Source organism: Variovorax saccharolyticus, assembly GCF_030316765.1.
Classification (GTDB): Bacteria; Pseudomonadota; Gammaproteobacteria; order Burkholderiales; family Burkholderiaceae_C; genus Variovorax; species Variovorax saccharolyticus.
Genome location: NZ_JASZYT010000001.1, coordinates 221,432 through 241,889 on the forward strand (window position 1 = coordinate 221,432; position 20,458 = coordinate 241,889).

Sequence of the window (20,458 nt, forward strand, 5' to 3'; positions counted from 1 at the left end):
GCGGAGAAGTTGTACGGGCGCGGACCCGCCGGCTTCGTCACTTCTTGGCGGGCGCCTTGGCCGGCGCTTTGCCTGCCGGCGCTCCGCCCTGTGCACCCGGGGCGCCCAGCGCCTTGGCGACGCTGGCGTCGAGTGCGACCATCTTCGGCTCGATCGTGGCGCGCGTTTCAGCCACCAGCTTTTCGGTCAGGGCGGTCTGCAGCTTGGGGTTGATTTCCTGGTATTTCTTGCTCAGCGGCGAGCTGATCCAGGCCAGCAGCTGGCGCATTTCTTCTTCGCTGAAGTTCTGCTCCATGAGCGGCGCCAGGGCGCCCGGTGCCAGCTGCACCGCCTTGTCGCGCACGATCGGATAGGCCTCGTCGAAGTACTTCTTGAGCTCGACGTCGGCCGCCTTGGCGGCGGCTTCGCGCTTCTCGGCCGGCACCTGCGTCTGCAGGTACTGCGAGCCGGCCTGCGCGATCGGGGCGCTCGACTGCTCGACCAGCCCACGCGCCAGCGACTCCACGCCGGGGCGCTGCAGTTCGATGAACTGCTTGATCATGGCCGCCTTGTCCTGGGCCATGGCCAGCGAGCTGCCGGCGAGCGCCGCGGTCACGAGCGCAAGTTTGAATTTATTCACTGGGATTCTCCGTTGAAGATGGGGTGGAAGGATCGTCGGCACCGGGTTCATTCTCGATATTCGCGTCATTCTCGACGATGCGCTGCAGCCCGCTGAGCTTGGCGCCTTCGTCGAGACCGATCAGGGTGACGCCTTGCGTCGCTCGCCCCAGTTCGCGGATTTCGGAGACTCGGGTGCGCACTAGGACACCCTTGTCGGTGATGAGCATGATCTCGTCGTCGGCATGCACGAGAGTCGCGGCCACCACCTTGCCGTTACGTTCACTCTGTTGAATCGCAATCATGCCCTTGGTTCCCCGGCCATGACGCGTGTACTCGGTAATGCTTGTGCGTTTTCCGTAACCGTTTTCGGTCGCGGTCAGCACGCTCTGCTCCTCGTCCTCGGCCACCAGCATGGCGATCACGCCCTGGCCGTCTTCCAGGGTCATGCCGCGCACGCCGCGGGCGTTGCGGCCCATCGGGCGGACGTCGTTCTCGTCGAAGCGCACCGCCTTGCCGCCGTCGGAGAACAGCATCACGTCGTGCGCGCCATCGGTCAGGGCGGCGCCGATCAGGTAGTCGCCCGGATCGAGGTCGACCGCGATGATGCCGGCCTTGCGCGGGTTGCTGAACTCGTCCAGCGTGGTCTTCTTGACCGTGCCCATCGAGGTCGCCATGAAGACGTACTGGTTGGCCGGGAAGGTGCGCTTCTCGCCCGTGAGCGCCAGCACGACGTTGATCTTCTCGCCTTCCTGCAGCGGGAACATGTTGACGATCGGCCGTCCGCGCGAGCCGCGCGAGCCCGCCGGCACCTCCCAGACCTTGAGCCAGTAGAGCCGGCCGCGGTTCGAGAAGCACAGGATGTAGTCGTGCGTGTTGGCGATGAAGAGCTGGTCGATCCAGTCGTCCTCTTTGGTCGCCGTGGCCTGCTTGCCGCGGCCGCCGCGCTTCTGCGCCCGGTACTCGCCCAGCGGCTGGCTCTTGATGTAGCCGCTGTGGGAGAGCGTCACGACCATGTCGGTGGGCGTGATCAGGTCCTCGGTCGAGAGGTCGAAGGCGCTGTGCTCGACCAGGCTGCGGCGCACGCCGAGCTTGCTCTGGCCGAACTCCTGCTTGATGGCCGTGAGTTCGTCGCCGATGATCACCGAGACCCGTTCCGGCTTGGCCAGGATGTCGAGCAGATCGTCGATCTCGGCCATCACGTCCTTGTACTCGGCGACGATCTTGTCCTGTTCGAGGCCGGTCAGGCGCTGCAGGCGCATCTGCAGGATTTCCTGGGCCTGGGTGTCCGACAGCTTGTAGAGGCCGTCGGCGTGCATCCCGAACTCGCGCTCCAGGCCGTCCGGGCGGTAGTCGTCAGCGTTGATCACGCCGCCGTCGGCGCGCGTTCGGGTCAGCATCTCGCGCACCAGCTTGCTGTCCCAGGCCCGGCTCATGAGCTCGGCCTTGGCGACCGGCGGGGTCGGTGCGTTGCGGATGATCGCGATGAACTCGTCGATGTTGGCCAGCGCCACCGCCAGGCCTTCGAGCACATGGCCGCGCTCGCGCGCCTTGCGCAGGGTGAACACGGTGCGGCGAGTGACCACTTCGCGGCGATGCTGCAGGAAGACCTCGATCAGGTCCTTCAGGTTGCACAGCTTCGGCTGGCCGTCGACCAGCGCCACCATGTTGATGCCGAAGGTGTCCTGCAGCTGGGTCTGCTTGTAGAGGTTGTTGAGCACCACCTCGGGCACTTCGCCGCGCTTGAGCTCGATCACCAGCCGCATGCCCGACTTGTCGGACTCGTCCTGGATGTGGCTGATGCCCTCGATCTTCTTCTCGTGCACCAGCTCGGCCATGCGCTCCTGGAGCGTCTTCTTGTTGACCTGGTAGGGCAGCTCGTCGACGATGATCGCCTGCCGCTGGCCACGGTCGATGTCCTCGAAGTGGCACTTGGCGCGCATCACGACCTTGCCGCGGCCGGTCCGGTAGCCGTCCTTGATGCCGTTGATGCCGTAGATGATGCCGGCGGTGGGGAAGTCGGGTGCCGGCACGATCTCCATCAGGTCGTCGATGCTGGCGTCCGGGTGGCGCAGCAGGTGCAGGCAGGCGTCGACCACCTCGTTCAGGTTGTGCGGCGGAATATTGGTCGCCATGCCCACCGCGATGCCGCCGGCGCCATTGACCAGCAGATTCGGCAGTTTGCTCGGCAATACGGCGGGTTCTTTTTCGGAGCCGTCGTAATTGTCCTGAAAGTCGACGGTTTCCTTGTCGATATCGCCCAGCATTTCATGAGCGATCTTGGCCAGCCTAATTTCGGTATAGCGCATCGCGGCAGCCATATCGCCGTCGACAGAGCCGAAATTGCCTTGCCCGTCAACCAGCATGTGGCGCATCGAGAAGTTCTGCGCCATCCGCACGATGGTGTCGTAGACCGACTGGTCGCCGTGCGGGTGATATTTACCGATCACGTCGCCGACGATACGGGCCGACTTCTTGTAGGGCCGGTTCCAGTCGTTGTTGAGCTCGTGCATGGCGTACAGCACGCGCCGATGCACCGGCTTGAGGCCGTCCCGGGCGTCCGGGAGGGCGCGCCCGACGATCACGCTCATGGCGTAATCCAGGTAGCTGCGGCGCATTTCCTCTTCGAGGCTGATGGGCAGTGTTTCTTTGGCGAACGAGGTCATGGGCGGCACGCAGACGGCAAGGGAGGCGGAATTTTACGCTGTGGACGGTGTCGCACCGCCGCAACACAAGGCCGGTATTCCGCCTCCGTCCTACGTTTCCGGGGCGTCCGCGGGGGGGTTTGCCAAAGACCCTATGGCACAATCGCCTCAACGTTTTGGGTGGTGGTCACTTAAAGCGTCCTTGATTCGCAGCGCGGCTGCGGCTTTTTCCCCAAGAGGAGAACCATGAAGAAACTGAATAAAGTGGCGATGATGTTTGCAGTCGCTGCGCTCGCCACTGCCGCCGGCGCGCAGACCCGTGTCACCGCTGCGGATGGTGGCAAGACGATCGACAACTGGCAAAACGGCACCGGCGAACTGGTCTGGAAGAACGGCACCAATGAACTGTGCTGGCGCGATGCCAACTGGACGCCTGCAACGGCTGCCGTTGGTTGCGACGGTGCTCTGGTTCCCGCACCTCCTGTGGCTGCTGCGCCCGCCCCGGCACCGGCTCCGGTCCCGCCGGCAGTCGCTGCTTCGAAGGTTACCTTCGCTGCCGACGCATTCTTCGACTTCGACAAGTACGTCCTGAAGCCCGAAGGCCGCGCCAAGCTTGACGACCTGGTCTCGAAGATCAAGGACGTGAACCTGGAAGTCATCATCGCCGTGGGTCACACCGACTGGATCGGTACCGTGGCGTACAACCAGAAGCTGTCGGTCCGCCGCGCTGAAGCCGTCAAGGCCTACCTCGTGTCCAAGGGCATCGAGAAGAACCGCGTGTACACCGAAGGCAAGGGCAAGAGCCAGCCGATCGCTGACAACCGCACTGCCGAAGGCCGCGCCAAGAACCGCCGCGTGGAAATCGAAGTGGTCGGTACCCGCCCCAACAAGTGATTCCCAGGAATCGCTGATGAAACCCCGCCTCGGCGGGGTTTTTTTATGGCCGATCGCGTCTCGGCATTTGAATTTGCGACGACGTTTCATAATCGCTGCATGACCGATACCGTGAATGCCGATCCGGCAGAACTCGCCAAATTCTCCGAACTCGCCCACCGCTGGTGGGATCTCGAAAGCGAATTCCGACCGCTGCACGAAATCAATCCTCTGCGCCTCGACTGGATCGACGGCATTGCACCGATTGCCGGGCGCCGGGTGCTCGACGTCGGCTGCGGCGGCGGCATCCTGGCCGACTCGATGGCGCGCAAGGGCGCCGAGGTGCTGGGCGTCGACCTGGCCGACAAGGCGCTCAAGGTGGCGCAGCTGCATGCCCTGGAGGCCGGTACCCGCGGCGTCAAGTACCGTTCGGTCAGCGCCGAGGCGCTGGCGGCCGAGCAGCCGGGCAGCTTCGACGTCGTGACTTGCATGGAGATGCTCGAACACGTGCCCGATCCGGCCTCCGTCGTCAAGGCCTGCGCCGACTTGGCCAAGCCCGGCGGCTGGGTTTTCTTCTCGACCATCAACCGCAACCTGAAGTCCTTCATGCTGGCGATCGTCGGCGCCGAGTACGTGCTCGGCATGCTGCCGCGCGGCACGCACGAATACCAGAAGCTGATCCGCCCGAGCGAACTGGCCGCCCATTGCCGTGCCGCCGGACTCGACCTGCGCCACACCTGCGGCCTGGAGCACAACCCGCTGACCCGGCGCTACTGGCTCAGCGGCGACACCAGCGTCAACTACATGTTCGCGACCCGCAAGCCGGCGGCTCCCCTGTGAGCACGCGCCGCACCGAAGCCGTCCTGTTCGACCTCGACGGCACCCTGATCGACAGCGCCCCCGACCTGGGCGCCGCGGCCGACCAGATGCGGACCGAGCGCGGCCTGCCTTCGCTGCCGCTCGCGCGCTATCGCCCGATGGCGGGCGCCGGTGCGAGGGGCATGCTGGGCGTGGCGTTCGGCATCACGCCCGAGGCGCCCGATTTCCCGCTACTGCGGGAAGAGTTCTTCGTCAAGTACGAATCGCGGATGCTGCTCAACACGCAGGTCTTCGAAGGCGTGGCCGAGCTGGTCGAGGCGCTGAAGGCATCGGGCCTGCAGTGGGGCGTCGTCACCAACAAGTCCGAGCGCTTCACGGTGCCGTTGACCCGCGCGATGGCGCTGTTCGAGAGTGCGCGCGCGATCGTCAGCGGCGACACCACGCCGCATGCGAAGCCGCATCCGGAGCCGCTGTTCGAGGCCGCGCGCCGGCTGGGCGTGGCGCCGGAGCACTGTGTCTACGTGGGCGACGACGAGCGCGACATGATGGCCGGCCGGGCCGCCGGCATGCGGACCGTGGCTGCGACCTATGGCTACATGGGCGAGCAGGCGGAAGTCGCGCGCTGGGAGGCCGACGCCGCCATCGCTTCGCCGATGGAACTCTTGCAATGGCTGAAACAGGCCTAAAATGCGAGGCTTGGGGCTGCACTGGTTTCGACGTGGGTTCGGAATCGCAGCGGGGCATGTCGAGCTGAATGCGCTCGTAAAACAGATTCAAACAAACTAACTGCAAACGACGAACGTTTCGCACTCGCCGCTTAATTGCCGGTGAGCTTTGCAACAGCAGGCCGATGGGCTGGGCAAGGGGGCGCTAGAGCAATCTGACGCCTCCCGGCTGCAAAGATAATCTACATGGGCTGGTCCTGATCCGGGTACCTTGGGTCGGGACGAGAAAATAGGGTGCTGGCGGCCGGTGTAGCGTGCGACTGCGCGACACCGGTGGCGAGACTCAAATCAGATCGCTAAACATGTAGATCTGCGCGACGAAGGCTTGCGGACGGGGGTTCAAATCCCCCCAGCTCCACCACTCAAGAAGGCGGCGCCGATGCGTTTTGCATCGGCGCCGCTTCTGCGATCCAATCCCTCCACGGAAAAAAACGGTCCCGTGCAAAGAGGCCCATGGATTCATCTGCGACGACATTGACGAGTTCCGGCGACGTGCCTGCGCACGATTCGCCTCCCTTCCCGCCTTCGGCCCGCCCGCTCGTGAACGTCCACTGGGCCAAGGCGCTGCGCCTGGGCGCCGCTGCGGCCTTCGCCTGCGCTGGTGTGCTCGCCCAGGCGGCCTCGCAGGCGCCTGTCGCGGCCGAGAACGGCATGGTCGTGAGCGCCCAGCACCTGGCCACGCAGGTGGGCGTCAACGTGCTGAAACGCGGCGGCAATGCGATCGACGCGGCGGTGGCGGTGGGCTATGCGCTCGCGGTGGTCTACCCGGCGGCCGGGAACCTCGGCGGCGGCGGCTTCATGACCGTGCAGCTGGCCGATGGCCGCAAGACCTTCCTGGACTTCCGCGAGAAGGCGCCGCTCGCCGCAACGCCCGGCATGTACCTCGACAAGGACGGCAATCTGGTCCCGGGCCTGAGCACCCGGGGCCACCTCGCGGTGGGCGTGCCCGGCACGGTCGCCGGCCTCGAGCGGGCGCGCGAGCAGTACGGCACCATGAAGCGCAGCGCGCTGCTGGCGCCATCGATCGCTCTGGCGGAGCGCGGCTTCGTGCTGCAGCAGGGCGACGTCGACCTGCTGGCGACCGCCAGCGCCGATTTCAGCAGCGATCCGGCGTCGGCCGCGATCTTCCTGAACAAGGGCGAACCTTTCTCGGTCGGCCAGAAGCTGGTCCAGAAGGACCTGGCGAAGACCCTGAAGGCGATCAGCCGCCATGGGCCTGGCGGCTTCTACAAGGGGCCGGTGGCCCACGCGATCGTGGCTTCGAGCCAAGCGGGCGGCGGGCTGATCGCCCAGGACGATCTCGACCAGTACCAGGCGCGCGAACTGCTGCCGGTCGAATGCAGCTACCGGGGCTATCGCGTGATCTCGGCGCCGCCGCCGAGTTCGGGCGGCGTCGTGCTCTGCGAGATGCTGAACATCCTCGAGGGCTATCCGCTCAAGGATCTGGGCTACCGGTCGGCACAGGGCGTGCACTACCAGATCGAAGCCATGCGCCACGCCTACGTCGACCGCAACAGCGCCCTGGGCGACCCGGACTTCGTGAAGAACCCGGTCGACCGCCTGATCGACAAGCGCTATGCCGAGAAGGTCCGGGCCGCCATCCATCCGGAGCGGGCCGGCGTCTCCGAGGACATCAAGTCCGGGGTTCCGCCGCACGAAGGCAGCAACACCACGCACTATTCGATCCTCGACCAGTGGGGCAATGCGGTGGCCGTGACCTACACCCTCAACGACTGGTTCGGCGCCAAGGTGACGGCGGCGGGCACGGGCGTGTTGCTCAACAACGAGATGGACGACTTCAGCTCGAAGGCGGGCGAGCCCAACATGTACGGGCTGGTCCAGGGCGAGGCCAATGCCATCGCGCCGGGCAAGCGGCCCTTGAGCTCGATGACGCCGACCATCGTCGCCAAGGATGGCCGGCCGGTGCTGGTGCTCGGCACGCCGGGCGGCAGCCGCATCATCACGACGGTGCTGCACAGCATCCTGAACATGGTCGACTACGGCATGAACGTGCAGGAGGCGGTGGACGCGCCGCGCTTCCACCAGCAGTGGCTGCCGGACCTGACCAACGTCGAGCCCTTCGCGCTGTCGCCGGACACCCGCAAGATACTGGTCGGCATGGGGCACAAGCTCGGCGAGGCGCAGCCCGCCAATCATGTCGCGGCGATCCTGGTCGGCGCGCCGGCGCTGGGCGGCAAGCCGGTCGGCAGCAACCGCTTCTATGGCGCCAATGATCCGCGCCGCAACACGGGCCTGGCGCTCGGCTACTGAATGCACATCGAGGAAATTCTCTACACCCAGGGTTTCGGCACCCGCCGCGTCTGCGCCGGGCTGGTCCAGCAGGGCTTCGTCACGGTCGAAGGCCAGTCCGTCGTCGACCCCGGCGAGGACTTCGCGGCCGGTGGCCTGCGCTTCACCGTCCAGGGCACGCCCTGGGAGTACCACGAGAAGGCCTACCTGATGCTGCACAAGCCGAGCGGCACCGAGTGCTCCCAGAAGCCCTCGACCTACCCCAGCATCTATACGCTGCTGCCGTCGCCCCTGCGGCTGCGGCCGAACAAGGGCGCGGTGCAGGGCGTGCAGGCGATCGGCCGGCTCGACCAGGACACCACCGGGCTGCTGCTGCTGACCGACGACGGCCAGTTCATCCACCGGATGGGGTCGCCGAAGCACCACGTGCCGAAGGTCTACGAGGTGACGACCAAGCATCCGGTCGATCAGTCCCAGGTCGACCGGCTGCTGGCCGGCGTGGTGCTCGACGACGATCCGAAGCCGGTGCGGGCCGCGGCCTGCGAGCTGGCCGGACCGCTGCACCTGAGCCTGACCCTGACGGAGGGCAAGTACCACCAGGTCAAGCGCATGCTGGCGGCGGTGGGCAACCGGGTCGAGGCGCTGCACCGCTCGCGCATCGGCGCCCTGGCGTTGCCGGCCGACCTGGCGCCGGGCCAGTGGCGCTGGCTGCGCGCCGAGGAGGTCGACGGACTGAGAACCGCGCGCGCCGGTCAGCCAGCGGTAGGGGTCGATCGTTAAGATTCGAGTTCATCGTCCGGAATCTCCCCCTTGCGCTCCATTTCCTCTCTGACGGGCCGACTCGCGGCCTTCGTGCTCGCTTGCGCTTCGCTTCCGGCCCTCGCCGCCGAACCGCCGCCGATCTTCGTCCTCAACTCCCTGGACGCCACCGTGAGCGTGATCGAGCCCGTGGGCTGGACCGAAAAGACGCGCATTCCGACCGGCAAGGAGCCGCACCACCTGTATCTCACGCCGGACGAGCATTCGCTGATCGTCGCCAATTCGGCCGGTGACTCGCTGACCTTCCTCGACCCGCGCACGGCCGAGGTGCAGCGCGTGGTCTACGGGATCATCGACCCCTACCACCTTCGCTTCTCGCCGGACATGAAGTGGTTCGTCACGGCGGGCAACCGGCTGAATCACGTCGACCTCTACCGCTGGGACGGCAAGGAGCCCAAGCTGGTCAAGCGCATTCCGACCGGCAAGACGCCCAGCCATATCTGGATCGACGGCAAGAGCACGACGGCCTACGTCACGATGCAGGACAGCGACGAGTTGATCGCGGTCGACCTGGCGACGCAGACCATCCGCTGGCGCACTCCCACCGGCCCGATGCCGGCGGACATCTTCGGCATCCACGACGGCAAGACGCTGCTGGTCGGGCTGACCGGCAGCGATGGCGTGCAGGTATTCGACGTCGCCGGCGCCCAGCCCAAGCTGGTCGGCAAGATCGCGACCGGCAAGGGGGCGCATGCCTTCCGCGCCGGTGGCGACGGCGGCCGCAGCGTCTTCGTGAGCAACCGGGTGGCCAACACGATCAGCCGCATCGACCTGCGCACGCTGCAGGTCACCGACACCTACCCGGTGCCGGGCGGGCCGGACTGCATGGACGTCTCGGCCGATGGCAAGACCCTCTACGTGACCTCGCGCTGGGCCAAGAAGCTCAGCGTGATCGACCTGGCGAGCCGCAAGGTGGTGCGCCAAGTCAATGTCGGCCGTTCGCCGCATGGGGTCTGGACCTTGGACCATGCGAAATCCTGAGTCCGCGGCCGCGGGGTTCTTGCTGGCCGCCTGTGCCGCCGTCTCGGGCAACGCACTGGCCCAGGGCTGCGGTAAGCCCGTGTACCTCACTTTCGACACCGGCCACATGGGCATCGCGCCGCTGGTGGCCGATGTGCTGAAGCGCCAGGACGTGCGCGTGACCTTCTTCGCGGCGGCCGAGCGCACGCAGACCGACGGCGACAGCCTCGACAACCATTGGGCGCCGTGGTGGAAGGCGAGGGCGGCCGAAGGACACGAGTTCGCATCCCACACCTACGATCACGCCTACTGGCGCGGCGACATCAAGGGCGTCGAGCCGAAGTTCCGCATCCGGCCGACCGCAGGAGCCTTCGCGGGCCGGGAGTTCACCTGGGACGCGACGCAGTACTGCGCCAACGTCACCAAGGCGGCAGACCGGCTGCAGCTCGTCACCGGCAAGAAACCCCTGCCGCTCTTCCGGGCGCCCGGCGGCAAGACCTCGCCGCGGCTGCTGGCGGCGGCCAAGGCCTGCGGCTATGCCCACGTGGCCTGGGCGCCAGCGGGCTTCCTGGGCGACGAACTGCCGAGCGAGAAGTTCAGCAACGAACTGCTGCTGGCCCAGGCGCTGGAGAAGATCCAGCCCGGCGACATCCTGCTGGCCCACCTGGGCATCTGGTCGCGCAAGGATCCGTGGGCGCCGGCCGATCTCGAGCCGCTGATCGTCGGCCTCAAGGCCAAGGGCTTCTGCTTCCAGACGCTGCGCCAGCATCCGGCCTACCGCGAGTGGATCGCGGCCCATCCCTGAACCTCCGGCCCGGCTCTTGGATCGCACGCTGATGGATGCGTTGACCGACCTTTTCGCTGCCGTGCAGCAGTGGCTGTTCGAGAGCGCCGTGCAGCCGCTGGTCTACGCCATCGGCCTCGGCGGCTGGGTCGAGGACGCCTTCGACGCCACCGGCTGGCTGCTGGTCGGCCTGATCCAGATCGCGGTGCTGGTCGCGGTGATCGGGCCGCTGCAGCGCTGGCGGCCGGTCGAACCGGTGGCCGACCGGCGTGCGATCCGGGTCGACATCCTCTACACGCTGATCCACCGGCTCGGGCTGTTTCGCCTCGCGATGTTCTTCGCCGTCGAGCCCCTGTTCGACGAACTGCTCGGCATGGCGCGCGCGGCCGGCTGGGGCAGCATGCACCTGGACGAGCTCTGGCCCGGCATCACCGATGTGCCCTGGGTCGCGTTCGCGATCTACCTGGTGGTGCTGGACGGGGTCGAGTACCTGATCCATCGCGGGCAGCATCGCTTCGGCTGGTGGTGGGCGCTGCATTCGCTGCACCACTCGCAGCGCCAGATGACGATGTGGAGCGACAACCGCAACCACCTGCTGGACGACCTGATCCACGACACGATCATCGTCGTCGTCGCGCAGCTGATCGGTGTCGCGCCGGGACAGTTCATCGCCATCGTCGCCTTCACGCAGCTCAGCGAGAGCCTGCAGCATGCGAACCTTCGCCTCGGCTTCGGCGCGCTCGGGGAGCGGCTTTGGATCAGCCCCCGCTTCCACCGCGTGCATCACGCGATCGGCATCGGGCACGAGTCGGCGGGCCCGAAGACGCTCGGCGGCCACAACTTCGGCGTGCTGCTGCCCTGGTGGGACATGTTGTTCAGGACCGTGAATTTCGAAGACCGCTACGACGCCACCGGCATCCGAGACCAGGTCGAGCCCGACGAGCGCGGCCGGGTGCGCGACTACGGCAGCGGTTTCTGGGCCCAGCAGTGGCTGGGCCTGCGGCGCTTGTTCGGCAGGGATTGAAAGAGGCCGCGCCACCCGCTGGCGTTATCCTCGGCACCCGATGCGTCTTCTCCTCGATTCCTTCTGGCGGTCGGTCGCCTACTGCCTGCACCCGCGAGTGATCGTGCTGTCGCTGCTGCCGCTCGGCCTGATGATCGCGCTGGCGGCGGTGTTCGGCTATTTCTACTGGGATGCCGCGGTCGCCTGGACCCGCGGGGCGCTCGATGCCTGGCCCTTGCTGGCCAGCTTCTGGAGCTGGATCGGGCACTTCTTCTCGGGCGACGTGACGGCCGCGCTGGCGCCGCTGGTGGTGGTCTTCGCCGCCACGCCGCTGATCGTGCTGGTGTCGCTGCTGGTTGTGGCCGGCATCATGGCGCCGGCGCTCACGCGGCTGGTGGCCGAGCGGCGCTTCGCGAGCCTGGAACAGAAGAAGGGCGCCTCCTTCCTCGGCAGCATGGCTCGTTCGATCGGCCTGACCGTGCTGGCGCTGCTGGCACTGGTGGTGTCGATGCCGCTGTGGCTGATCCCGCCGCTGGTGCTCATCCTCCCGCCGCTGATCTGGGGTTGGCTGACCTACCGCGTGATGAGCTTCGACGCCCTGTCCGAGCATGCCAGTCCGGAGGAGCGCGACACCCTGCTGCGCACCCACCGGCTGCCGCTGCTGGGCATCGGCGTGCTGTGCGGCTACCTCGGCGCGGCGCCCAGCATCGTCTGGGCCTCGGGCCTGCTGTTCGCGGCCGCCTTCTTCGTGCTGGCGCCGCTGGCGATCTGGATCTATACCCTGGTGTTCGCCTTCTCGGCGCTGTGGTTCGCCCACTATTGCCTCGATGCGCTGGCCCAGCTGCGGGCGCAGCGTGCCGCAGCTGCCGTTTCCTCTTCCGCGGTCGAAGTGCTGGATGCCAGCGCGGCCGCGAGCCAATGGAGTGCCCCATGAGCCGTTCGTTCGGTCTGATCGTCGTCGGCGACGAAATCCTGTCGGGCAAGCGCGTCGACAAGCACATGCCCAAGGTGATCGAGCTGCTCGCCGCGCGCGGGCTCGAGCTCGGCTGGGCAGAGTACGTGGGCGACGTGCCGGTGCGCATCACGGCGGCGCTGGGCCGCGCCTTCGCTTCGGGCGACATCGTCTTCTCCACCGGCGGCATCGGGGCCACGCCCGACGACCATACGCGCCAGTGCGCCGCGGCGGCCCTGGGCGTGCCGCTGGCGCTGCACCCCGAGGCCGAGGCCCTGATCCGCGAACGGATGCAGGACACGGCGCGCGAGCAGGGCACGGTCTACGAGCCCGATCGCCCGGACAACATCCACCGCCTCAACATGGGCGTGTTCCCGCTCGGCGCCAAGATCATTCCCAACACCTACAACAAGATCCCGGGCTTCAGCGTCGGCGACGTGCACTTCGTGCCCGGCTTCCCCGTGATGGCCTGGCCGATGATCGAGTCGGTGCTCGACAGGCGCTACACCGGGCTGTTCGCGCGCGGCCGGGCGGCCGAGAAGTCGGTGATCGTCTACGGCGCCATGGAAGCCACGCTGACGCCGCTCATGCAGGCGGTCGAGCGCGACCATCCGGGCATCAAGGTGTTCAGCCTGCCGAGCGTCGACCACCCGCAGCACGGCCGCCACATCGAGCTCGGCGTCAAGGGCGACACGGACCGCATCGAGGCGGCCTACGCCCAGCTGCTGGCAGGCCTGCACGGCTTTGATGCACGCCTTGGCCCCGAAATGGTGCGCTGAAAGAACACGCACCAAACTGGTTACAAATTGCCTTGTTTTGGGTGGCGCCCGGTGTGCCGCTGCCGCTCTCGCGGCAGTGACAATGGGCACAGAAACTGCATTACAGATCCCCGTACTTCCAACCACTGTCCATATCAAGGAGAACCTGATGGCCAAGACCGTCGCCGACGTACTTAAACTCGTGAAGGAAAACGAGGTCAAGTTCGTCGATTTCCGCTTCACCGACACCCGCGGCAAAGAGCAGCACGTGACCGTGCCCGTTTCGCATTTCGACGAAGACAAGTTCACGTCGGGCCACGCTTTCGATGGTTCCTCGATCGCCGGTTGGAAGGGCATCGAAGCGTCGGACATGCAGCTCATGCCCGATCCGAACACGGCCAACATCGATCCGTTCTTCGAAGAGACGACGATGATCCTGACCTGCGACGTGGTCGATCCCTCGGACGGCAAGCCCTACGAACGCGACCCGCGCTCGCTGGCCAAGCGCGCCGAGGCTTACATGAAGGCCTCGGGCCTGGGCGACACCGCCTACTTCGGACCGGAACCCGAGTTCTTCGTCTTCGACGGCGTGCGCTGGCAGAACGACATGTCGGGCTGCTCGGTCAAGATCGAGTCGGAAGAAGCGGCCTGGAACACCGGCAAGGAATTCGAGCACGGCAACACGGGCCATCGCCCGGCGGTCAAGGGCGGCTACTTCCCGGTGCCCCCGGTCGACAGCTTCCAGGACATGCGCTCGGAAATGTGCCTGGTGCTCGAGTCGCTGGGCATCCCGGTCGAAGTGCATCACCATGAAGTGGCCAACGCCGGCCAGATGGAGCTCGGCACCAAGTTCAGCACGCTGATCCAGCGCGCCGACTGGGTCCAGCTGCAGAAGTACGTGATCCACAACGTGGCCCACGCCTACGGCAAGACCGCCACCTTCATGCCCAAGCCGATCGTCGGCGACAACGGCTCGGGCATGCACGTGCACCAGTCGGTCTGGAAAGACGGCAAGAACCTGTTCGCGGGCGACGGCTACGCTGGTCTGAGCGACTTCGCGCTGCACTACATCGGCGGCATCATCAAGCACGCCCGTGCGCTGAACGCCATCACGAACCCCGGTACCAACAGCTACAAGCGCCTGGTGCCCGGCTTCGAAGCCCCGGTGAAGCTGGCCTACTCGGCCAAGAACCGCTCGGCCTCGATCCGCATCCCGTTCGTGGCGAACCCGAAGGGCCGCCGCGTCGAAGCGCGCTTCCCGGATCCGCTGATGAACCCGTACCTCGGTTTCGCGGCGCTGCTGATGGCCGGCCTCGACGGCGTCGAGAACAAGATCCATCCGGGCGAAGCCGCCAGCAAGGACCTGTACCACCTGCCGCCGGAAGAAGACGCGCTGATCCCGACCGTCTGCCACAGCCTCGACCAGGCGCTCGAGTACCTCGACAAGGACCGTGCCTTCCTGACCAAGGGCGGCGTGTTCACCGACTCGTACATCGATGCCTACATCGACCTCAAGATGCAGGAAGTCACGCGTTTCCGCATGGCGACGCACCCGGTCGAGTTCGACATGTACTACTCCCTGTGAGGCTTTGCGGGGCCAGGTTCGCGCCGGGCCCCGAGCGTTAAAAAAGGACGGCTGCGGCCGTCCTTTTTCTTTGGAGGGGAACATCCGTACCGGATCTGTTTCGAATTGCATGAAAATGCCGGTTTGCGGCGTACTCCACCCAAGACCATGAAGACTCTTTCCGTTTTCCTGCTGACTGCCGTAGCGGCGGCCGGCATGCCGTTGCAGGCCCAGGCGCAGCAAGAGCGCGTCTGGCGCTGCGGCAACGAATACACCAACAACGCCACGGTCGCGCAGCAGCGCGGCTGCAAGGTGATGGAAGGCGGCAACCTGACCATCGTGCAGGGCACGCGGCCGGTCGCCTCGGCGGCGCCCTCGGCGGCAGCCGCCCCCGGGGCCGCAGCGCGGTCGCCTGCGGGCAGTCCGCGGGTCGAGGGCGTCGACCAGCGCGCGCGCGACGGCGAGGCCCGCTCGGTGCTCGAGGCCGAACTACGCAAGGCGCAGGAGCGGCAGACCCAGCTGCTGCGGGAGTACAACAACGGCGAGCCCGAGAAGCAGGGCAGCGAAAGCAAGAACTACCAGAAGTACCTCGACCGGGTCTCGGACATGAAGGCCGAGCTCGCGCGCAACGAGGCCGACATCGCAGGCCTTCAGCGCGAGATCGGCCGTCTTCCCTCGGTGAATCGCTGAGCGGATGGCTTTCGGAAAATCGGCGGGACCGGCCAAGCGCTTCCAGGCTTTCGACCTGCTGTCGACACTGATAGCGGTGGTGCGGGTCGACGGTTCGGTGCTGTTCGCCAACTCCGGCCTGGAGGACGCGCTGGGCACTTCGCGCCGCACGCTCGAAGGCTCGCAGTTCGGGGCCTGCTTCCAGGAGCCCCAGGTGCTGCGCACGGCCATCGAAGGTGCCCGCAGCAACGATTTCGCGACGCTGCGCTACGAGGCCTTGCTGCGCCGCGTCAACCACGAGCTGATGCCGGTGCAGGTCACGCTGGCGCAGAGCGACAAGGCCGGCGAACTGATCATCGAGATGTCGCCGCTCGAGCAGCAGGTGCGCCAGGACCGCGAGGAGCGGCTGCTCGACCAGGCGCAGGCCAACAAGGAGCTGATCCGCAACCTCGCGCACGAGATCAAGAATCCCCTCGGCGGCATTCGCGGTGCGGCGCAGCTGCTGCAGATGGAGGTCGAATCGCGCGACCTCATCGAGTACACGCAGGTCATCATCCACGAGGCCGACCGGCTGCAGACGCTGGTCGATCGCCTGCTGGCGCCGCACCGGCGCCCGCACGTGGTGGGCGACGTCAACATCCACGAAGTCTGCGAGCGCGTGCGATCGGTGATCTTGGCGGAATTTCCGCGCGACCTGCACATCGAGCGCGACTTCGACGTCTCGATCCCCGAGTTCCGCGGCGACCGCGAGCAGCTGATCCAGGCCACCCTCAACATCGTTCACAACGCCGCTCAGGCGCTGGCCGAACGGCGTGCCGCCGGCGACGCGCAGATCACGTTCAAGACCCGCATCGCGCGTCAGGTTATCTTCAATAAGCAGTGGTATCGACTGGCACTGGAATTGCATGTCATCGACAACGGACCGGGCGTGCCGGACGCGATCAAGGACCGCATTTTTTACCCGCTGGTGTCGGGCAGGGAAGGCGGGACAGGCTTGGGATTGACGCTTGCGCAAACTTTTGTGCAACAGCATCACGGCGTGATCGAGTGCGACAGCGTCCCGGGACGGACCGATTTCAAGATACTGATACCGCTGCCCTAGCAGCCAAGCAACAAGGAGCTGCATGAAGCCGATCTGGATAGTGGATGATGATCAATCAATCCGCTTCGTGCTGGAAAAAGCGCTGCTGCGCGAAGACCTGCCGACCCGAAGCTTCACGAATACGCGCGAAGTTCTTGCCGCACTCGACGCCGCGGCCGACGACGAAATGCAGGGCCCGCAGGTCCTGGTGAGCGACATCCGCATGCCCGGCGGTTCGGGCCTCGACCTGCTCGACAAGATCAAGGCCAAGCATCCCGGCCTGCCGGTCATCATCATGACGGCCTTCTCCGACCTCGACAGCGCCGTCTCGGCCTTCCAGGGCGGCGCCTTCGAATACCTGCCGAAGCCTTTCGACCTGCCGCGCGCGGTCGAGCTGATCCGCCGCGCTGTCGACGAGAGCCAGCGCGAGGAAGTGGCCGAGGAGCGCATGGCGGCCGCGCCCGAGATGCTCGGCCAGGCGCCGGCGATGCAGGACGTGTTCCGCGCCATCGGCCGGCTGTCGCAAAGCAATGTCACGGTGCTGATCACCGGCGAGTCGGGTTCGGGCAAGGAGCTGGTGGCGCGTGCGCTGCACAAGCATTCGCCGCGCGCCTCCGGCCCCTTCGTCGCGATCAACACGGCGGCGATCCCCAAGGACCTGCTGGAGAGCGAACTGTTCGGCCACGAGCGCGGCGCCTTCACCGGCGCGCAGACGATGCGGCGCGGCCGCTTCGAGCAGGCCGAGGGCGGCACGCTGTTCCTCGACGAAATCGGCGACATGCCCTTCGACCTGCAGACGCGCCTGCTGCGCGTGCTGAGCGACGGCCATTTCTATCGCGTCGGCGGCCACAACTCGGTCAAGGCCAACGTGCGCGTGATCGCGGCCACCCACCAGGACCTCGAGCAACGCGTGAAGCTCGGAGGCTTCCGTGAAGACTTGTTCCACCGCCTCAACGTGATCCGGCTGCGGCTGCCCGCGCTGCGCGAGCGCGGCGAGGACGTGCCGGCGCTGACCCGGCACTTCCTGCAGCAAAGCGCCAAGCAGCTCGGCGTCGAGCCCAAGCGCATTTCCGATGCGGCGCTGGCGCAGCTGGCGACCTTCGGCTTTCCCGGCAACGTGCGCCAGCTCGAGAACATCTGCCACTGGCTCACCGTGATGGCGCCGGCGCAGCTGATCGAGGCCAAGGATCTGCCGCCCGAGGTCATGGCGAACGTGGTCACCGAGCCCCATGCGGCAGCCGCTCCGGCCGCGCCGATCGCCGAGCGCGACAGTTCGGCGCTGGCCGCCGCACCGGTCGGCCCGTCGCCGCTGGCCGCGTCGGCGCCGGTGGCCGGCACGGCCGCGCTGGCGTGGGAAAGCGGCCTGGAGCTCGAGGCGCAGAGCATGCTCGCAGAGGGCCGCACCGACGTCTGGGACGCCCTGTCGCGCCGCTTCGAGTCGCGGCTGATCCTGACGGCGCTGGCCAGCACGCGCGGCCGCCGCATCGAAGCGGCCCAGAAGCTGGGCATCGGCCGCAACACGATCACGCGCAAGATCCAGGAGCTGGGCCTGGAGTAGTCGCCGGCCGGTGGGTCAGCGGTTGCGCTGGCCCAGGGTCAGCGTGTCGAGCTGGAACTGGCCGCTGCGGTCCCACAGCCAGGTGTCGACATAGGTGTGGGCGCCGATCTTGCCCGGGCTCGGCAGCGGCGATGCACCCTTGATGAGTTCCTCGATCATTCCGCTGACCTCGGGCGCATGGCTGGGCGTGCGGCTGAAGTGCACCGCGACGACCCGGCCGGTGGCATCGACATCGGTCTCGGTCACGACCACGGCATACACCAGCGGCGGGATCTTGCCCTTGTAGATCCGCTGCGGATACTTCTTGTAGATGGCCCCTGCGCCCACCTTGCGGTAGGCGCGGACCGCGGGCGTCTGGGCGGTGATCTGCCGCTCCGGAGTCGCCTGGGCCGCCGACCCGGCGTCCGCGCCTTGCGTGGCGGCGGGGGCGTCCGGCTTCGCGTCCGGCTTCAGCACGCTGCAGCCGCCGATCGCGAGGGCCGCCGCCAGTCCGGCCAGGAGTGCTGCGCTTCTCATGGTTCGAGCTCGAGGATCACGGGCGCGTGGTCGCTGGGCTTTTCCCACTTGCGCGGCACGCGGTCGATCACGCAGCCCTTGACGCGCGGCACCAGCGGCTGGCTGACCAGGATGTGGTCGATGCGCAGGCCGCGGTTCTTCTGGTAGCCGAGCATGCGGTAGTCCCACCAGGAGTAGCTCTTGGGCGGCTGGTCGAACAGGCGGAAGCTGTCGGTCAGCCCGAGCTGGAGCAGGGCCTTGAAGTGCTCCCGCTCCTGGGTCGTGTGGTGGATGGTCTCGGCGAGGCCTGCGGGGTCGTAGCTGTCGCGGTCTTCGGGGGCGACGTTGAAATCGCCGAGCAGGACCAGGTCCGGATGGGCGGCGAGTTCCTGCTTCAGCCAGCTGTGGAGGCCGTCGAGCCACTTCATCTTGTAGACGAACTTCTCGCTGTCGGGCGCCTGGCCGTTGACGAAGTAGCCGTTGACGATGCGCAGTTCGCCGGCCGGCGTGTCGATGGTGGCACTGATGACACGCGAGTGCTCGTCGGCGAAGCCGCCGATGTTCTTCAGGACGTCGCGCACCGGCGCAAGGCTCAGGATCGCGACTCCGTTGTAGGTTTTCTGGCCGAACACGGCCGCATCGTAGCCGGCCGATTTGAGCACTTCAAGCGGGAACTTGTCGTCGCTCATCTTGAGTTCCTGTAGGCACAGGACGTCGACCGGATTGGCGATCAGCCAGTCGAGCACATGCTGCAGACGGGCGGTGAGGGAATTGACGTTCCAGGTGGCGATTTTCATTGTTGGGGGCAAGCGGATGGCCTGGTGAGGAAAACTGGTGCGCCGAGTCTGTCGTACCGTACGATGCGCCGCAAGTCTTGCGGCAGCGGCGTCTGCCAGACCCAGAATTCCAACCATAGGAGGGCTTCCTGATGATGCGACGAGTCCTGGCTTCGAGCCGCTACATCATGATTATTCCCGTGATCGGGACGTTCCTGGGCTCCGTGGCATTGATCCTCTACGAAGCGATCGCGCTGTGCTCGAGTTTCATCGACACGATCCGCGATGGCTCGGTCTCGGCCAAGTCGGTCAAGATATTCGCGGTCGGCATCGTCGAGGCCGTCGATGTGTTCCTGATCGGCATCGCGGTCTACATCATCAGCATCGGGCTCTATTCGCTGTTCATCGACGACAAGCTCCCGCTGCCCAAGTGGCTGGAGGTCCACAACCTCGAGGACCTCAAAGGCAACCTGGTCAGCGTCGTCATCGCGGTTCTGGCCGTGCTGTTCCTGCGCGAGGTCGTCGCCTGGGAGGGCAGCAGCGATATCGCCGCGTTCGGTGCCGGACTGGCGCTGGTGGTGGCGGCGCTGACCTTCTTCCTGATGAAGAACAACGCGCGCCGGCGCTAGCCGCGCTTCAGCCTCGTTCGAGCGTGACGAAGCTGAAGGGAATCCCGTTGGCCGCCACCTGCGACGCGCGCGCGGTCCGACGCCAGCCGGCGCCGAATTCGGGCGCCCAGGCGTCGCCGTCGTAGTTCTTCTCGATCTCGGTCAGCAGCACCCGCTGCGCCAGCGGCTCGGCCTCGGCGTAGATCTGTGCGCCACCGATGACCCAGGCCTCGGCCGCTGCGGCCTGCTGGCAGAGGGCGATGGCCTCTTCGAGGCTGCCCGCACGCTCGGCGCCCTCGGCCTGCCAGCCGTCGTTGCGGGTGACCACGATGTTGCGGCGGCCGGGCAGGGGACGGAAGCGCGGCGGGATCGAGTCCCAGGTCTTGCGGCCCATGATCACCGGCGCGCCCATGGTCTGCTGCTTGAAGTGCGCCATGTCCTCGGGCAGGTGCCAGGGCATCACGCCGTCGAGGCCGATCACGCCGTTGGCGGCGCGCGCGAGGATGAGGTTGATGCGCATCG

General features: G+C 66.6%; 20 protein-coding genes and 1 other RNA gene. 16 read left to right on the top strand and 5 right to left on the bottom strand.

The genetic code is table 11. The features are described 5' to 3' along the window. Positions 1 to 37 precede the first annotated feature (37 nt). Positions 38 to 619 (bottom strand): DUF2059 domain-containing protein, encoded by a 582-nt coding sequence (locus tag QTI45_RS01135; RefSeq protein ID WP_286371269.1) that lies wholly within the window; start codon positions 617 to 619, stop codon positions 38 to 40. Beyond that, on the bottom strand, positions 612 to 3,263 hold the full coding sequence (gene gyrA / locus QTI45_RS01140) for a DNA gyrase subunit A (protein WP_286371270.1): 2,652 nt from the start codon (positions 3,261 to 3,263) through the stop codon (positions 612 to 614). The genes QTI45_RS01135 and gyrA overlap by 8 nt, the downstream gene beginning before the upstream one ends. A 225-nt stretch (positions 3,264 to 3,488) precedes the next feature. Here gyrA and ompA point away from each other — a divergent pair, with 225 nt between their 5' ends. From ompA to ntrC, 15 genes are all read left to right on the top strand, one after another. Next, positions 3,489 to 4,136 (top strand): outer membrane protein OmpA, encoded by a 648-nt coding sequence (ompA, locus tag QTI45_RS01145; protein WP_286371271.1) that lies wholly within the window; start codon positions 3,489 to 3,491, stop codon positions 4,134 to 4,136. A 99-nt stretch (positions 4,137 to 4,235) separates the two neighbouring features. Further along, entirely contained in the window at positions 4,236 to 4,955 is a 720-nt protein-coding gene (gene ubiG, locus QTI45_RS01150; protein ID WP_286653294.1) for a bifunctional 2-polyprenyl-6-hydroxyphenol methylase/3-demethylubiquinol 3-O-methyltransferase UbiG, read from the top strand. Then, a complete protein-coding gene (gph, locus tag QTI45_RS01155; protein ID WP_286653295.1) occupies positions 4,952 to 5,620 on the top strand; it encodes a phosphoglycolate phosphatase in 669 nt (222 codons plus the stop codon). Before ubiG ends, gph begins: the two co-directional genes overlap by 4 nt. A gap of 12 nt (positions 5,621 to 5,632) precedes the next feature. Next, positions 5,633 to 6,020, top strand: a transfer-messenger RNA (tmRNA) gene (ssrA, locus tag QTI45_RS01160). A gap of 92 nt (positions 6,021 to 6,112) precedes the next feature. Beyond that, positions 6,113 to 7,930 (top strand): gamma-glutamyltransferase, encoded by a 1,818-nt coding sequence (gene ggt / locus QTI45_RS01165; protein WP_286653296.1) that lies wholly within the window; start codon positions 6,113 to 6,115, stop codon positions 7,928 to 7,930. Then, complete coding sequence (locus tag QTI45_RS01170; protein ID WP_286653297.1) at positions 7,931 to 8,689, top strand: 16S rRNA pseudouridine(516) synthase; 759 nt, start codon at positions 7,931 to 7,933, stop codon at positions 8,687 to 8,689. 30 nt (positions 8,690 to 8,719) lie between these two features. Further along, positions 8,720 to 9,709: a YVTN family beta-propeller repeat protein gene (locus QTI45_RS01175; protein WP_286371276.1), complete on the top strand. Its 990-nt coding sequence runs from the start codon at positions 8,720 to 8,722 to the stop codon at positions 9,707 to 9,709. Further along, positions 9,696 to 10,493, top strand: a complete 798-nt coding sequence (locus tag QTI45_RS01180) for a polysaccharide deacetylase family protein (protein WP_286653298.1) — start codon at positions 9,696 to 9,698, stop codon at positions 10,491 to 10,493. The genes QTI45_RS01175 and QTI45_RS01180 overlap by 14 nt, the downstream gene beginning before the upstream one ends. 31 nt (positions 10,494 to 10,524) lie before the next feature. Then, positions 10,525 to 11,496, top strand: a complete 972-nt coding sequence (locus QTI45_RS01185) for a sterol desaturase family protein (RefSeq protein WP_286371278.1) — start codon at positions 10,525 to 10,527, stop codon at positions 11,494 to 11,496. Between the two features lie 40 nt (positions 11,497 to 11,536). Next, on the top strand, positions 11,537 to 12,409 hold the full coding sequence (locus QTI45_RS01190; protein WP_286371279.1) for an EI24 domain-containing protein: 873 nt from the start codon (positions 11,537 to 11,539) through the stop codon (positions 12,407 to 12,409). Beyond that, a complete protein-coding gene (locus tag QTI45_RS01195) occupies positions 12,406 to 13,206 on the top strand; it encodes a competence/damage-inducible protein A (protein ID WP_286653299.1) in 801 nt (266 codons plus the stop codon). The genes QTI45_RS01190 and QTI45_RS01195 overlap by 4 nt, the downstream gene beginning before the upstream one ends. Before the next feature lie 148 nt (positions 13,207 to 13,354). Beyond that, the gene (glnA, locus tag QTI45_RS01200; RefSeq protein WP_286371281.1) at positions 13,355 to 14,770 is read left to right on the top strand and encodes a type I glutamate--ammonia ligase; all 1,416 of its coding nucleotides are present in this window, start codon (positions 13,355 to 13,357) and stop codon (positions 14,768 to 14,770) included. A 147-nt stretch (positions 14,771 to 14,917) separates the two neighbouring features. Next, positions 14,918 to 15,439, top strand: a complete 522-nt coding sequence (locus QTI45_RS01205) for a hypothetical protein (protein ID WP_444813168.1) — start codon at positions 14,918 to 14,920, stop codon at positions 15,437 to 15,439. Between the two features lie 4 nt (positions 15,440 to 15,443). Next, the gene (glnL, locus tag QTI45_RS01210) at positions 15,444 to 16,520 is read left to right on the top strand and encodes a nitrogen regulation protein NR(II) (protein WP_286371282.1); all 1,077 of its coding nucleotides are present in this window, start codon (positions 15,444 to 15,446) and stop codon (positions 16,518 to 16,520) included. 22 nt (positions 16,521 to 16,542) lie between these two features. Beyond that, entirely contained in the window at positions 16,543 to 18,057 is a 1,515-nt protein-coding gene (gene ntrC, locus QTI45_RS01215) for a nitrogen regulation protein NR(I) (protein WP_286371283.1), read from the top strand. Between the two features lie 15 nt (positions 18,058 to 18,072). On the opposite strand, the gene QTI45_RS01220 is transcribed toward ntrC, so the two are convergent. Together QTI45_RS01220 and xth are read right to left on the bottom strand one after the other, a co-directional pair. Further along, positions 18,073 to 18,573 (bottom strand): hypothetical protein, encoded by a 501-nt coding sequence (locus tag QTI45_RS01220; protein WP_286371284.1) that lies wholly within the window; start codon positions 18,571 to 18,573, stop codon positions 18,073 to 18,075. Further along, on the bottom strand, positions 18,570 to 19,349 hold the full coding sequence (gene xth / locus QTI45_RS01225; protein WP_286371285.1) for an exodeoxyribonuclease III: 780 nt from the start codon (positions 19,347 to 19,349) through the stop codon (positions 18,570 to 18,572). Before xth ends, QTI45_RS01220 begins: the two co-directional genes overlap by 4 nt. Before the next feature lie 131 nt (positions 19,350 to 19,480). Here xth and QTI45_RS01230 point away from each other — a divergent pair, with 131 nt between their 5' ends. After that, the gene (locus QTI45_RS01230; RefSeq protein WP_286371286.1) at positions 19,481 to 19,957 is read left to right on the top strand and encodes a YqhA family protein; all 477 of its coding nucleotides are present in this window, start codon (positions 19,481 to 19,483) and stop codon (positions 19,955 to 19,957) included. A 7-nt stretch (positions 19,958 to 19,964) separates the two neighbouring features. On the opposite strand, the gene QTI45_RS01235 is transcribed toward QTI45_RS01230, so the two are convergent. Further along, the gene (locus QTI45_RS01235; RefSeq protein ID WP_286653300.1) at positions 19,965 to 20,456 is read right to left on the bottom strand and encodes a dihydrofolate reductase; all 492 of its coding nucleotides are present in this window, start codon (positions 20,454 to 20,456) and stop codon (positions 19,965 to 19,967) included. Positions 20,457 to 20,458: the final 2 nt, after the last annotated feature.

What these genes read in the sequence shown, in the direction of transcription:
- QTI45_RS01180 (WP_286653298.1), top strand. Translation starts at nt 9,696, where the DNA reads ATGCGAAATCCTGAGTCCGCGGCCGCGGGGTTCTTGCTGGCCGCCTGT.
- QTI45_RS01205 (WP_444813168.1), top strand. Translation starts at nt 14,918, where the DNA reads ATGAAGACTCTTTCCGTTTTCCTGCTGACTGCCGTAGCGGCGGCCGGC.
- QTI45_RS01235 (WP_286653300.1), bottom strand. Translation starts at nt 20,456, where the DNA reads ATGCGCATCAACCTCATCCTCGCGCGCGCCGCCAACGGCGTGATCGGC.
- xth (WP_286371285.1), bottom strand. Translation starts at nt 19,349, where the DNA reads ATGAAAATCGCCACCTGGAACGTCAATTCCCTCACCGCCCGTCTGCAG.
- QTI45_RS01230 (WP_286371286.1), top strand. Translation starts at nt 19,481, where the DNA reads ATGATGCGACGAGTCCTGGCTTCGAGCCGCTACATCATGATTATTCCC.
- ggt (WP_286653296.1), top strand. Translation starts at nt 6,113, where the DNA reads ATGGATTCATCTGCGACGACATTGACGAGTTCCGGCGACGTGCCTGCG.
- ntrC (WP_286371283.1), top strand. Translation starts at nt 16,543, where the DNA reads ATGAAGCCGATCTGGATAGTGGATGATGATCAATCAATCCGCTTCGTG.
- QTI45_RS01170 (WP_286653297.1), top strand. Translation starts at nt 7,931, where the DNA reads ATGCACATCGAGGAAATTCTCTACACCCAGGGTTTCGGCACCCGCCGC.
- gyrA (WP_286371270.1), bottom strand. Translation starts at nt 3,263, where the DNA reads ATGACCTCGTTCGCCAAAGAAACACTGCCCATCAGCCTCGAAGAGGAA.
- glnA (WP_286371281.1), top strand. Translation starts at nt 13,355, where the DNA reads ATGGCCAAGACCGTCGCCGACGTACTTAAACTCGTGAAGGAAAACGAG.
- QTI45_RS01195 (WP_286653299.1), top strand. Translation starts at nt 12,406, where the DNA reads ATGAGCCGTTCGTTCGGTCTGATCGTCGTCGGCGACGAAATCCTGTCG.
- QTI45_RS01190 (WP_286371279.1), top strand. Translation starts at nt 11,537, where the DNA reads ATGCGTCTTCTCCTCGATTCCTTCTGGCGGTCGGTCGCCTACTGCCTG.
- QTI45_RS01185 (WP_286371278.1), top strand. Translation starts at nt 10,525, where the DNA reads ATGGATGCGTTGACCGACCTTTTCGCTGCCGTGCAGCAGTGGCTGTTC.
- glnL (WP_286371282.1), top strand. Translation starts at nt 15,444, where the DNA reads ATGGCTTTCGGAAAATCGGCGGGACCGGCCAAGCGCTTCCAGGCTTTC.
- ompA (WP_286371271.1), top strand. Translation starts at nt 3,489, where the DNA reads ATGAAGAAACTGAATAAAGTGGCGATGATGTTTGCAGTCGCTGCGCTC.
- QTI45_RS01220 (WP_286371284.1), bottom strand. Translation starts at nt 18,573, where the DNA reads ATGAGAAGCGCAGCACTCCTGGCCGGACTGGCGGCGGCCCTCGCGATC.
- ubiG (WP_286653294.1), top strand. Translation starts at nt 4,236, where the DNA reads ATGACCGATACCGTGAATGCCGATCCGGCAGAACTCGCCAAATTCTCC.